Origin of the sequence: uncultured Anaerofustis sp. (assembly GCF_938029165.1) — a bacterium.
Lineage (GTDB): Bacteria > Bacillota > Clostridia > Eubacteriales > Anaerofustaceae > Anaerofustis.
Genome location: NZ_CALHFB010000039.1, coordinates 224,222 through 237,276 on the forward strand (window position 1 = coordinate 224,222; position 13,055 = coordinate 237,276).

General features: G+C 37.2%; 11 protein-coding genes. 5 read left to right on the forward strand and 6 right to left on the reverse strand.

Going from position 1 to position 13,055, the window contains the following annotated elements:
* Positions 1 to 36 precede the first annotated feature (36 nt).
* Positions 37 to 948 carry a LysR family transcriptional regulator gene (locus Q0516_RS05860; RefSeq protein WP_294464279.1) on the forward strand — a complete coding sequence of 304 codons (912 nt, stop codon included), beginning with the start codon at positions 37 to 39 and terminating at the stop codon, positions 946 to 948.
* Positions 949 to 1,401: 453 nt separating this feature from the next.
* Here Q0516_RS05860 and Q0516_RS05865 read toward each other — a convergent pair whose 3' ends face one another.
* The 5 genes from Q0516_RS05865 to Q0516_RS05885 all read right to left on the reverse strand — a co-directional run bounded on the left by Q0516_RS05865 (position 1,402) and on the right by Q0516_RS05885 (position 5,706).
* Positions 1,402 to 1,665 (reverse strand): HPr family phosphocarrier protein, encoded by a 264-nt coding sequence (locus Q0516_RS05865; protein WP_007049934.1) that lies wholly within the window; start codon positions 1,663 to 1,665, stop codon positions 1,402 to 1,404.
* 90 nt (positions 1,666 to 1,755) lie between these two features.
* Positions 1,756 to 2,397, reverse strand: coding sequence for an O-methyltransferase (locus tag Q0516_RS05870; protein WP_294464282.1), 642 nt, complete (start codon positions 2,395 to 2,397; stop codon positions 1,756 to 1,758).
* Positions 2,398 to 2,399: 2 nt separating this feature from the next.
* Entirely contained in the window at positions 2,400 to 3,557 is a 1,158-nt protein-coding gene (gene mltG / locus Q0516_RS05875; protein ID WP_294464284.1) for an endolytic transglycosylase MltG, read from the reverse strand.
* A gap of 149 nt (positions 3,558 to 3,706) precedes the next feature.
* The gene (locus Q0516_RS05880; protein ID WP_294464286.1) at positions 3,707 to 4,654 is read right to left on the reverse strand and encodes a GTP-binding protein; all 948 of its coding nucleotides are present in this window, start codon (positions 4,652 to 4,654) and stop codon (positions 3,707 to 3,709) included.
* An 8-nt stretch (positions 4,655 to 4,662) separates the two neighbouring features.
* Positions 4,663 to 5,706, reverse strand: coding sequence for a GTP-binding protein (locus tag Q0516_RS05885; RefSeq protein WP_294464288.1), 1,044 nt, complete (start codon positions 5,704 to 5,706; stop codon positions 4,663 to 4,665).
* Positions 5,707 to 6,176: 470 nt separating this feature from the next.
* Here Q0516_RS05885 and Q0516_RS05890 point away from each other — a divergent pair, with 470 nt between their 5' ends.
* From Q0516_RS05890 to Q0516_RS05905, 4 genes are all read left to right on the forward strand, one after another.
* Positions 6,177 to 7,313, forward strand: a complete 1,137-nt coding sequence (locus Q0516_RS05890; protein WP_365945307.1) for a pyridoxal phosphate-dependent aminotransferase — start codon at positions 6,177 to 6,179, stop codon at positions 7,311 to 7,313.
* 124 nt (positions 7,314 to 7,437) lie between these two features.
* Complete coding sequence (rpsT, locus tag Q0516_RS05895; protein WP_007049942.1) at positions 7,438 to 7,701, forward strand: 30S ribosomal protein S20; 264 nt, start codon at positions 7,438 to 7,440, stop codon at positions 7,699 to 7,701.
* Positions 7,702 to 7,778: 77 nt separating this feature from the next.
* Positions 7,779 to 8,165, forward strand: coding sequence for a holo-ACP synthase (gene acpS, locus Q0516_RS05900; protein WP_294464296.1), 387 nt, complete (start codon positions 7,779 to 7,781; stop codon positions 8,163 to 8,165).
* A 2-nt stretch (positions 8,166 to 8,167) separates the two neighbouring features.
* Complete coding sequence (locus tag Q0516_RS05905) at positions 8,168 to 8,680, forward strand: hypothetical protein (protein ID WP_294464299.1); 513 nt, start codon at positions 8,168 to 8,170, stop codon at positions 8,678 to 8,680.
* 23 nt (positions 8,681 to 8,703) lie between these two features.
* Here the strand turns inward: Q0516_RS05905 and Q0516_RS05910 are convergent, their stop codons facing one another.
* On the reverse strand, positions 8,704 to 12,981 hold the full coding sequence (locus Q0516_RS05910) for a 2-hydroxyacyl-CoA dehydratase (protein WP_294464302.1): 4,278 nt from the start codon (positions 12,979 to 12,981) through the stop codon (positions 8,704 to 8,706).
* Between the last annotated feature and the right edge of the window lie 74 nt (positions 12,982 to 13,055).

Consider the following 13,055-nt stretch of genomic DNA (forward strand, 5'->3'; position numbering starts at 1 on the left):
CAAATTAAAAATACGTAAAATAAAGGTAAAGAAATCATGACACTTCAGCAGCTAAAATACATAATAGAAATAGTAAACTGCGGTTCCATAAATGAAGCAGCAAGCAGGCTATTCATAACTCAGCCCAGCCTTTCAAAATCCGTAAAGGAGCTTGAAAACGAACTGGGTATAGAAATATTCATACGTTCAAACAGAGGTATATCCCTCAGCGCAGACGGTGCTGAGTTCCTCGGATATGCAAGACAGGTAGTCGAGCAGTCCGAGCTTTTGGAACAGAGATACTTAAATAAGACTCCGTCAAAAAGGCTCTTTTCCGTTTCCACTCAGCACTACGCCTTTTCAGTAAATGCCTTTGTAAATCTCGTCAAAGAATTCGACCAGGACGAGTACGAATTCGCCCTCAGAGAAACAAAGACCCACGAAATCATTGAAGACGTTAAGAACCTTAGAAGTGAAATCGGTGTTATATACCTAAATGACTTTAACGAAAAAGTCATAAATAAGATACTTAAAGACAACGAGTTGACTTTCACTCATCTTTTCGATGCAAGACCTCATATATTTTTGAGTATAGATAATCCCCTTGCAAAGAAAAAATCTATCAAAATAGAAGACTTGGAACCATATCCGAGAGTATCCTTTGAACAGGGGACCTACAACTCTTTTTACTTTTCCGAAGAGATTTTAAGTACCTTATCTCATAAGAAAAATCTCCTTGTAAGCGACAGAGCTACTCTTTCAAATTTACTCATCGGACTTCACGGCTATACCATAACCACGGGTATACTAAGCGTCGAGCTGAACGGGAGCAATCTGGTTTCCATACCTCTGGAAAGTGACGAAGTCATAAGGCTGGGATATATAAAACATAAGAATGTGAGCCTCAGTATCCCCGCGAAAAAATATATAGAACAGCTTGAACACTATATAAAGGAATATAAATACTGATATTCCTTTTTCTAATATCAGCACATTAAAAAAGGATATTTACACATATCTATTTAGATGTGATATGCTTTTAAAACAAATGTACAGACATTCCTCGTTGAATTTAAATATATAGTATCAATAAACTTCTAAATGATAATTAAAAGTCTATAATGATAAGTACAAATTTAAAAATCAGGATACAAAAAGGTATTTGAATAAATAAAAAAGTGTAATCAATAAAACTTAAAATAAACAAAAATCGCTATTTCATTTGGTATAAGTCTAAATATAAATATTTATTACCTGCAATAATCAAATCAGAATGTTCGTTAATAAATAATAATGTATTTAATTATACTTTAATTTTAAAAGCTATTGTTATATAAATTTTCATCAAACATTATAAAAATATCAGTAAATAAACAATAAAAAAAGACACTAATGTGTCTTTTTTATATAAGTAAAACTTAATTATTCACCAAATCCGTTTTCGATCAATGCAGCTAATGTATCTACAGCTTCTTGTTCGTCAGCACCGTTAGCTCTGATTTCGATTTCTGTTCCTTGAGATAATCCGCCTGCCATAACGCCCATTATTGATTTAGCGTTGATTTCGTTACCGTTCTTTACTAAAAGAATTTCAGATGCGAATTTAGCAGCAGTTTGAACGAATTGAGATGCTGGTCTTGCGTGAAGTCCTGTAGGATTTGTAATTGTTACATTTTTTGAATACATTATATAGTTCCTCCTAATTTTTATCTTTATCAATATTAACTCAATTATAACATAAGATTAATAAATTACTAGTAAAATTTTAATAAAATATTATTTTTTTATACTTATGCTTAACCCGTCGCCGATAGGCAGAACGGAGGTAGTAAGTTCGCTGTCTTCGCTTATTGCATCCAAAAACATCCTAAGCCTTTTTACTATTGTTATCTTTCTCCTGATAAGAGGAGAACTTTTATCTATCATGCCTCTGAAGAGTACGTTATCGCATATCAAAAGCCCGCCGGGTTTCAGTATCCTCTTACAGTCTTCAAGCATATGGATATAATGTCCTTTGTTGCCGTCAAGGAATACCACGTCGTACATATCTTCTTCTCTTTTTAATACTTCCCCCGCATCGTCCATGATAAGCTTTATATTATCATCGTAACCATACTTCTTTATGTTGTTCTTTGCCTCTATATATCTTATCTCGTCTCTTTCAACAGTCTTTACAGAGCTTCCTTCACCCATTATATCCGCAAAGACACAGGCGGAATAACCAACCGCCGCACCGACTTCAAAGAGCTTCTTCGCTCCGTGAGATTTTAATATTATTTCAATGAGCCTCTCTACATCTTCCGTTATTATAGGTATCCTGTTTTCTTTTGCTTCTTTTCTGAAACCTGACAAATGGCTTACTTCACTATTTAAGTGAAGCAAACCATTCAAATATTCTTTAGTTATTTCGTCTATCATTTTTAATCCCAGTTCCCGCTGTATTTTTGAATATTCTTTTCATGCTGAGCCAAAGTCTCTGCAAATGCACTGGCTCCCGTTCCGTCATTCTTTGTACAGAAGTATATATATTTCGTCTTTTCCGGATATAACGCAGCCTTTAGAGCCGAAGCTCTGAAGTTCGATATAGGTCCCGCAGGAAGTCCCGTGTACTTATAAGTATTATAAGGAGAATCTATGTTCTTCTGTGACTCCGTGAAAGAGAACTGATAATCCTTATATATATACTGAAGCGTTGCACATGACTGTAACATCATACCTTTATCCAGTCTGTTATAGAATACGCCCGCAATAGTAGGAAGTTCCGAGTCTAAGATGCCTTCCCTTTCCACAACCGAAGCCATGGTAACTATTTCATCTATAGTCTTGCCCATTTCCTTTGTTCTCTGCTTGTACGCATCCGTATATTCCTGATCGAACCTGTCTAACATCAACGTTATGATATCCCTTGGCACCGCTTTTACATATACATTATACGTATCCGCATATAAATATCCCTCAAGGATATACTCCCTGTCTTTAGGAACACTACTTAGAAAATCGTAATTTTTCCTGTAATAATCCGCGTTATCCTTTATTTCCTTTAAAAATTCGGCTTTTGTGAATATACCTTTTTTCTCAAATTCGTTGCCTATCCTATTTAGGTCAAGCCCCTCTTTTATCGTTATCGAGGTAGTCTTGCTCGTTCCGCCTTTAACGAGAGATTTAACTATCTCGCTTGCGGGAAGCTTTTGAGAAAGGGAATAATATCCCGCCTTCAAATCGTTTGATTTACCCGTCAGTTTAACGTATATCTTAAATGCGGTCTCGTTCTTTATAAGGTTATTTTCCTTAAGTGCATCGGTTATACCGCTAAGTGAAGATCCCTCTTCTATAAGAAATTCTTTCGTCTGTCCGTTAGACTTATCCACCGCTCCCAGCATTATATTATAAGTAAGTATCATACCCGCTATGAGTACAACGACTATACCACCTATTACCATAAACAAAGTCTTCTTTTTATTGTTCCTTACCTTCAGCTTATTATCCTTGGGGCTTTTTTCTTCCTTTACTTTGGTCTTTTTTATATTAGGTTTTTTCATACTCTTTTTTACTTTTACTGCTCTTTTCTTTTTCTCCATATGCCCTCTCCTTTTAACATATACTAAATTATATCTTGTATTGTGAAATAACTCAACATTTTTAACCCTCTTTTAAGAAATTTATCATAATTTCGACAAGGGAAATCACTAAAAAAGGACATATAATTTTCTTATATATCCCTTTATCTTTACATAAAATATACTATTTCGTCCTTTGCTTTCATCGCCTTTTTAATGTTTTCAAGGTAAAGTATAGGTACGTCTTCTCCGTATTCCGAGCTGAATTCATACTCTATCCTCGCTTCCACGTCCACCCAGTCTTTCGTCTTAAAACCAAGCTTCTTCATTTCATATCTGCAGTCATGACCCAGAAACTGGATATCGTCCGCACAGCAAGTCATTGCAAATCTTCCCGGAACAAAAGTCTTCTTCGGAAGATTTGGGTCCAAAAATACCTGAGCCTTGAACTTAACTTTCTTTCCCGAGTAGTTTTCCGAGTGGTCAAGAGTATCTATGAACCATACGCCGTAGTCTTCGTCGGATATCTCTATCACATTCTTACTTACATCAAAAGGAAGGTCTTCTATAGTCTCTTCCACAATACTCCCGTCTTCCCTTTCAAAGACTATCTGTGCACCCATATTCAGTGCCTTTATGTTTCTTCTGAGCATTCCTCTGTTCACATTATCAACGCACCTGTTGAATATGATAAGGCTTGAGAGAGATATCTGCTCCATAAACATAGACCTCATATTCGTCAAATAAAGTTCTGCCGTCTTTGAATTGACGAGAGAATATATACTCGCAAGTTCCCAGTTAGACGGAGGCTCGGTATCTAAAAGCACACTCATCTCCCATGTACCGTTATACTCTATCACTACTTGTCTTGGGTGATATAATGCCTCGTAATTCTTTAGTAAAGAAGGAGTGAATTTTTCTCTTCCCTCTACCACGACTTTGGTTATATTAGCCTCTGTTAAAAACTCTCTTTCGTATTCTTCTTCACCCTCTTCGCAGAGTATCAAAAGAGTAGGTCCGCCCGCTTTAAATTCGGGAGAAAGAAACATGTTCTTTATCAGTGTGGTCTTCCCGCTTTCCAAAAGTCCCGATATAACAAATACAGGAGTCTTCATCATCTCACCTCTTATTTAAATATTTTTTCCAGTTTATCTTTTTTAAGTTCTGTGCCTATGACACAAACTTTTCCGGTATAATCCGCTTTTCTTTCCCTTATTTCGTATTCTCCGGGAACAAAATCGAATTCGTACCATTTATCATCTTCTCCTTCGACTACGCCCTTAGCCCTAAGTACTACGCCGTACGTACTTCCGTCGGATAAGATTTCAAGTACATCTTCTAAATCTCTTTTATTGAATTTATGAACCGTCTCCACACCGAAACTTGTAAATACTTCGTCCGCGTCGTGGTCATGACCGTGGTCGTGCCCGCACCCACAGCTGCACCCTTCACCGTGTTCATGATGATGTTCGTGGTGATGTTCATGTCCGCAATCACACTTTTCTTCATGCTTATGATGATGTTCATGCTCATATTGTGATTTTAAAACTTCTTCCATAAGTTCGTTTTCTTCATCAAATTTAGTCACCGCATTTAATACCGCATCCTTTTCAAGATCGTCCCAAGGTGTGGTTATAATGTTAGCTTCCTTATTATGTTCCTTTAACAGCTCAAGACATTCCTCTGTCTTTTCTTCCGTCATATCCTGAGTCCTGCTCATTACCACCACATTTGCACTCTCCACCTGATTGTTGAAGAACTCTCCGAAATTCTTCATATACATCTTGGCTTTCTTTCCGTCCACTACGGTTATCTTGCTGTCAAGAACTATATCAAGTTCATCTTTCACATCCAAAATAGCCTTTTCCACATCGGATAATTTACCTACCCCCGACGGTTCTATGATTATCCTGTCGGGAGAAAATTTCTCTATTACTTCTTTTAAAGACTTGCTAAAGTCCCCTACCAAAGAACAGCAGATACACCCGGAGTTCATCTCCGTTATCTCTATGCCAGCATCCTTTAGAAAACCTCCGTCTATACCTATCTCTCCGAATTCATTTTCTATAAGTACGATTTTTTCGCCTTTAAAAACTTCATTTATAAGTTTTTTTATAAAGGTCGTCTTTCCTGCACCCAAAAATCCTGAAATGATATCTACGTTTGTCATATATACCCTTCTTTCTTTTTAAAATATTACTATTTTATACCAATCAAAGCAAAATTTCAATATTTAAGACATTTTACTTAGGTTAGTTCTAACTAACATAGTATATCATCTGTTGTAATCTTTTTCAATAAACTGATTAAAATAAAATTTTTTTCATGATTTACTTTATTATTTTAAGGATATATCGGTATAACTTTATTATTGTTTATTTTATTAACATATTTTTTATTTTTACATATTATAATAATGTAAGTAATAAATTATAGTTAATTTACTAAATAAATACTTGCATTATACCTTATTTTATGATAGTATATATCTAGTAAATCAAAGACAGTCAAGGAGAAGGTTATGTTTTCAAACAAAGTAACATCTATAGGACAATCTCCAATCAGAGAATTTGCCCCGATTCAGGAAAAAAGAATAGAAGAACGAAGGTTTATCAGCTCAATATCGGTCAGCCTGATATAGTGACCCCGAAGGAATTTTTCTCTGCGGTAAATAACTTCGATGAAAGTATACTTGCTTATACCAATTCAAAAGGTATACCCTCTCTTTTGGAAGCTTTTGAAGATTATTATAAAGATATCGGTACCGATTTAACCAAAGAAGATATGATAGTTACAAACGGCGGGAGCGAAGCTATTTCATTTGCATTTTTAACTCTGTGCAACGAAAATGATGAGATAATAGCATTCGAACCTTACTATACAAACTACAATATCTTTGCAACTCAGGCGGGAGTAAACATGGTTTCCATAACGACAAAACCCGAAGAAAACTTCAGACTTCCGACAAAAAAAGAAATCGAAGCTAAGATAACCGATAAAACGAGAGCTTTTTGTATCACAAACCCTTCAAACCCAACGGGCAGAGTTTACACAAGGGACGAAATAAATTTACTTTGCGAAATAGCAAAAGAACATGACCTATTCATAATAGTGGACGAAGTATACAGAGAATTCGTATACGACGGAGAATTCATCAGCTTTTCAAGCGTAAAAGGAATGGAAGACAGAGTTATAATAATAGACAGTATCTCAAAAAGATTTTCCGCATGCGGAGCAAGGATAGGACTTCTCGCTTCAAAGAACGAAGAATTCATGGCTCATGTATTAAAGCTTGCTCAGGCAAGACTTTGTGCACCATACCTCGACCAAGTGGGAGCTGCCGCTGTAATCAAAAACACAAGCAAAGACTACATAAACGCAGTGAAAAAAGAATATAAAAACAGAAGAGACACGATTTATAACAGGCTTAAAAAAGTAAAAGGCATAGAAGTAAAGAAACCTGCGGGAGCATTTTATATGATAGTAAAACTCCCCGTTGAAAATGCACATGAATTTTCAAAATGGCTCCTTGAAAAATACGACCATAAAGGCGAGACAGTAATGCTTTGTCCCGCAAGCGAATTCTACGCTACAAAAGAACTCGGAGTTGATGAAGTAAGGATAGCATATGTACTAAAAGAAGAAGACCTCATAAAAGCGGTAAACATATTGGATAAAGGACTGATTGCATATCAAAAAGCATTGGCTGAGGAAAAAGCGGTAAGCTTAAATAAAAAACCCAGCGTAGTTTTAAACAAAGAACAATACGCAGTATAGCAGGACTTATTTTCCTTATATATTTTGCCGAAACACCGTAAAATAAAGGAAAAAAATGCTTGCATTTAATATACTAAAATGATATAATATCATTCGCGAGACTATTAAAGTGGAGGTGTAGCAAGTGGCAAACATTAAATCTGCAAAGAAAAGAGCAATCACAAACGAAAAAAGCAGACTTAGAAATAAAGCTATTAAGACTAATTTAAAGACAGCTCAAAAAGAATTCGACCAAGCTATTTTATCTAACGACGTAGAAAAAGCTCAGGAAGCATGCAAAGTTGCAAGCAAGAAATTCGACATGGCTGCAAGCAAAGGTATCATTCATAAGAATGCTGCTGACAGAAAAAAAGCACAATTAGCTAAAAAAGTAAATGCTTTAGGTTAGTATAATTATATAGACTATTTAAGGCCTTCCTATAACCGGTAAGGTCTTTTTGTAGTATAAAAAGGAAATATATTGATATGGTAGATGAAAAAGTACTCTCCAACGGAGTGGACATAGTAAAAGTAAAGAGAATAAAAAAAATACTGGGCAGTACCCATAAAGATCTGTTCCTTAGGAAAATATTCAACAAAGAAGAGATACTTTATTTTGAGCATAATAATTATAACCCCAAGAGCGTTTCGGGATACTTCGCCGCAAAAGAAGCTATCATGAAAACACTGGGCAAAGGCATGGATAAGCTCAGCTTCAGAGATATCACCATACTAAAAACGAAAGACAACAAGCCTTATATCAAGCTTTCGGGAAAAGCCGAAGATTATATGGAAACTCTCGGATTGAGCGACTTTAAAATATCCATATCTCACGAAGACGAATATGCTCTGGCATTCGTAATAGCGGTGTAGAAATGAAAAGAAATATAATATTATGCTTAGTGGTAATCATGCTTACAGCTTTCTCAAGCTGTTCCAGCAACAGTACAAATAAAGAAGAGAAAACCGATATGAATGATAAAATCACAATAACAGAAATACCAGACCCTTTTATCGATTACGATAACGGATTTATGAACAAAATGGATAAAAATGGAGGATATCTAAAGTTCACGTCTTTCGATGAATTCAAAGATTTTGTAAATAACAATAATATAGATAAATCTTATCTTAAAAAGTTCTCTGAGGATTATTTTAAAGATAACACACTCTTTATCACATTCAAGTTTACCTCCTCGTCCATAAAGCACGATATAGAAGAGCCTATTATAAAGGACAGTGAAATAATCATAAATATAAAAGAAACTATCCCCAACGGAAAAATGACCATGGATTTAAAATTCAGAGGATACTTCATTAGTATAAATAAAGAATATTTAAAGAATAAAAAATTTGACATCATATATACAAAAAAAGACACCAAGTAAGGTGTCTTTTTTATTACTTATATCTATACCATTTCCGGCTCCATGAGTTCGGGGATTTCCTTCAAGTTCATATTCGCCTGAGAAAGCATAAGCTTTATCCTGTTGAGCTGATTTACTTCACTTGCTCCGGGGTCGTAGTCTATAGCCACGATGTTGCTCATAGGATACATCTCCCTTATCTTCTTTATTACGCCCTTACCCACGACGTGATTCGGAAGACAGCCGAAAGGCTGAGCACATACTATGTTATTTACTCCCGTCTTGATAAGTTCCAGTATTTCTCCCGTAAGGAACCACCCCTCTCCGGTCTGATTGCCTACGGAAACGACATCGCTTGCATAATAAGCAAGTTTATTTATCTCATTTGGAGAAGTAAAGTGAACGCTCTTTTGACATTCATCTTTATATACCTTTCTGTAGGTTTCTATAAAGTTTATCCCTATATTTGATATGGTCGCACTCATCTTCTTCATTCCAAGCTTTTCGGATTTAAAGTTGTTGTTGTAGAAGCAGTATAACAGGAAGTCGAGTAAATCCGGCATTACGGCTTCAGCACCTTCTTTTTCAATTAAATCAACAAGGTGATTGTTTGCTCCCGGAAGGAATTTAACGAGTATCTCTCCGACTATCCCTACCTTTGGTTTTACCTCATTCGTTATAGGAAGTTCATCGAATTCCCTTATTATGTTCCTGATATTATCGTTAAATACTTTCTTCGATGACCTAGGTCTTGATAGATCCTCTATACACTTTGCTTCCCATTTTCTGTGGAGCATATCCGCAGAACCTTTAACGACTTCGTAAGGTCTCATTCTATATAAAACCCTCATGAACAAATCTCCGTATACTACGGCCTGAAGCGCTTTATTTAAAAGTTTCGGAGTTATCTTAAATCCTTCGTTGGTTTCTATACCGTTGGCATTTAGAGATACCACGGGTATATGTCCCATTCCCGCATTTTCAAGCGCCCTTCTTATAAATCCTATGTAATTAGTCGCTCTGCAACCTCCCCCTGTCTGAGTTATCATTATTGCTACTTTGTCGGTATCGTATTTACCGGAGTTGAGAGCCTCCATGATTTGTCCCACGACTATGAGCGAAGGATAGCAAGCGTCGTTATTTACATATTTAAGCCCTATATCCACCGCATGTTTGCTGTCATCTTTAAGTGCTTCGTATTTATAACCGCAGGAATTAAGTGCCGCTTCAAAGAGAGAAAAATGTATAGGAGACATTTGAGGAGATAAAATCGTATAATCCTTCTTCATCTCTTTTGTAAATTCCACTCTCTGATAACCGGAATTTTTTACTTTTCTCTTTATTTTCTTTCTATGTCTTATCTTCAGCGTCGCAAGGAGCGAACGTATCCTTATCCTGGCAGCTCCGAGATTGTTTACTTCGTCTATCTTAAGGACGGTATGTATCTTACCCGCAGAATTTAAGATATCCCTTACTCCGTCTACGGTCACCGCGTCAAGCCCGCAGCCGAAGGAATTCAGCTGTACCAAATCTATATTATCCTTTGTCTTTACAAAGCTAGCCGCCTTATAAAGCCTTGAATGATACATCCATTGGTCCGTTACGATAAGAGGTCTTTCAACCTTACCAAGGTGAGATACGCTGTCTTCGGTGAGGACTGCTATCCCGTATGAATTTATCATCTTGTCTATACCGTGATTTACTTCAGGGTCTATATGATAAGGTCTTCCCGCAAGTACTATACCTCTTTTCCCCGTTTCGTCGAGATACTTAACTACTTCTTCACCTTTTCTTGCTATCTTATCTCTGACATCAATAAGCTCATCCCAAGCTTTATCCACGGCTTTTGCTACTTCGTTCTTATCCAAGTCAAATCCGGTTTCTCCGCCTTTTGTAAATTCCCTTATGATACCCTCTTTTGCGGTTTCCTTATTCGTAAACGCAAGGAAAGGATTTAAGAATTTAACACCTTCTGTATGTATATCTTCCACATTGTTCTTGATGTTTTCCGCATAAGAAGTGACTATCGGACAGTTATAGTGATTTCCCGCATCGGGAGTTTCATTCCTTTCATAAGGGATACAAGGATAAAATATCGTCTTTATCCCCTTCCTTATAAGGTATGTTACATGACCGTGGGTCAGCTTAGCGGGATAACATTCCGATTCGCTGGGGATAGACTCTATCCCGTACTCATATATCTTTCTCGTGGAGACAGGTGAAAGTTCCACTCTGAATTTAAGTTCTTTAAATAAAACTGCCCAAAAAGGATAATTTTCAAACATATTGAGGACTCTCGGTATACCGATTACTCCGTTTACCGCATCTTCTTCCCTTAAAGGCTCGTACCCGAAGGTTATCTCATTCTTATAATCGAATAGGTTTATATCCTGAGACTTATCTTTATGTATTCCCGCTCCTCTTTCACATCTGTTCCCGGTTATGAATTTTCTTTTCCCGCCGTCAAAACTGTTTATTGTAAGATAGCAGTTGTTCGCACACCCCTTACATCTGGTCATCATTGTGGTATAAGTAAGTTTTTCTATGCCTTCCAAATCCAGCATAGTACTTTTTTTACCTTCTTCGTACCTCTCCATGGCAATAAGGGCGGCACCGAAAGCACCCATTATCCCCGCAATGTCGGGTCTTACCGCAGCGTGTCCGGAAATCTTTTCAAATGCTCTAAGAACCGCATCGTTATAGAAAGTTCCGCCCTGGACGACTACGTGTCTGCCCAGGTCATCTGGATTTGTAAGTTTTATTATCTTATATAAAGCATTCTTTATTACGGAATAAGCAAGCCCCGCGGATATATCGCTTACCAGAGCCCCTTCTTTCTGAGCCTGCTTTACGTTGGAGTTCATAAACACAGTACACCTCGTCCCGAGGTCTATAGGATTTTTCGCAAACAAAGCTTCCTTTGCAAAGTCCTCAACGCTGTAACCGAGAGATTTTGCGAATGTCTCTATGAATGACCCGCACCCCGAAGAACATGCTTCGTTTAAAAGTACGTTGTCTACGGAACCGTCTTTTATCTTAATACATTTCATATCCTGACCGCCGATATCTAAAATACAATCGACTTTAGGGTCAAAGAAGTAAGCCGCATAGTAATGAGCTATGGTTTCTACTTCTCCTTCATCCAGCATGAATGCGGATTTTACCAGGTCTTCTCCGTATCCCGTGGAACATGAATATACTATCTTCGCTTCCTTTGGAAGCTTTGAATATATATCTTTCAATGCTTTTACGGTCGTTTCCAAAACGGAACCGTTGTTGTTTGAATAGAAAGAATATAACAGTTTCCCGTCCTCGGAACATAAAGCGAGCTTGGTCGTGGTGGAACCTGCGTCTATCCCGAGATAACAGTTCCCCTTATAATTTTCCAAGCTCCCCTTTTCAACGGTATGAACCGCATGTTCTTTCGAAAATTTATCGTAATCTTCGCTGTCTTCAAAGAGACGCTCCATCCTCTTTATTTCACTGTTTAATTTTATCTTGCTGTCAAGCCTGTTTTTAAGCTGACCCAAAGTTATATCATTCTCTTCTTCACTGCTTAAAGCAGCACCTATGGCGGCAAACAAATGCGGATTTTTCGGAGAGATGACATTCTCTTCCTTTAAACCAAGCGTTCTTATAAAAGCCTCTTTAAGCTCGCTCATAAAATAAAGCGGTCCGCCCAAAAAAGCTACATTCCCTCTTATTGGTTTACCGCATGCAAGCCCGCTGATAGTCTGATTAACGACAGCTTGAAATATAGAAGCCGCCAAGTTTTCTCTAGTTGCTCCTTCGTTTATAAGAGGCTGGATATCGCTTTTTGCGAATACTCCGCACCTTGCGGCTATGGGATATATATTTTCATATCCCTTTGCAAGCTCGTTAAGTCCGTTGGCATCGGTCTTTAGTAATGACGCCATTTGGTCTATGAACGACCCTGTACCGCCCGCACAGATACCGTTCATCCTCTGCTCTATCGTTCCTTCAAAATATATTATCTTCGCATCTTCCCCGCCGATCTCAATAGCTACGTCGGTATCGGGGTGAAATTTTCTGAGTACCGTTGAAACGGCGACCACTTCCTGCACGAAAGGTATATCCAAATACGATGAAAGACTTAAGCCTCCCGAGCCTGTGATAACAGGGTATATCTTACAGTCCCCAATTACTTCAAAGGCTTCCTTAATCATGGATAAAAGGGTGTCCTGAATGTTTGCGAAATGCCTTTCGTATTTTGAATAAAGTATATTATCATCGGTATCCATAATGGCAACCTTAACGGTCGTAGAGCCAATATCTATACCAAGTTTATTAATTGTTTCCATTATATCCTCCAAAATAGTATTCTTTATTATAATTCTTTAAATTTTAAATAGCAATAAAAAAAGGCGAAAAACAT

Bases quoted from the DNA above. Each gene is read 5' to 3' on its own strand.
- Q0516_RS05870 (WP_294464282.1), bottom strand. From the start codon at position 2,397: ATGATAGACGAAATAACTAAAGAATATTTGAATGGTTTGCTTCACTTA.
- Q0516_RS05865 (WP_007049934.1), bottom strand. From the start codon at position 1,665: ATGTATTCAAAAAATGTAACAATTACAAATCCTACAGGACTTCACGCA.
- Q0516_RS05860 (WP_294464279.1), top strand. From the start codon at position 37: ATGACACTTCAGCAGCTAAAATACATAATAGAAATAGTAAACTGCGGT.
- mltG (WP_294464284.1), bottom strand. From the start codon at position 3,557: ATGGAGAAAAAGAAAAGAGCAGTAAAAGTAAAAAAGAGTATGAAAAAA.
- acpS (WP_294464296.1), top strand. From the start codon at position 7,779: ATGGTAGATGAAAAAGTACTCTCCAACGGAGTGGACATAGTAAAAGTA.
- Q0516_RS05880 (WP_294464286.1), bottom strand. From the start codon at position 4,654: ATGATGAAGACTCCTGTATTTGTTATATCGGGACTTTTGGAAAGCGGG.
- Q0516_RS05910 (WP_294464302.1), bottom strand. From the start codon at position 12,981: ATGGAAACAATTAATAAACTTGGTATAGATATTGGCTCTACGACCGTT.
- Q0516_RS05885 (WP_294464288.1), bottom strand. From the start codon at position 5,706: ATGACAAACGTAGATATCATTTCAGGATTTTTGGGTGCAGGAAAGACG.
- Q0516_RS05905 (WP_294464299.1), top strand. From the start codon at position 8,168: ATGAAAAGAAATATAATATTATGCTTAGTGGTAATCATGCTTACAGCT.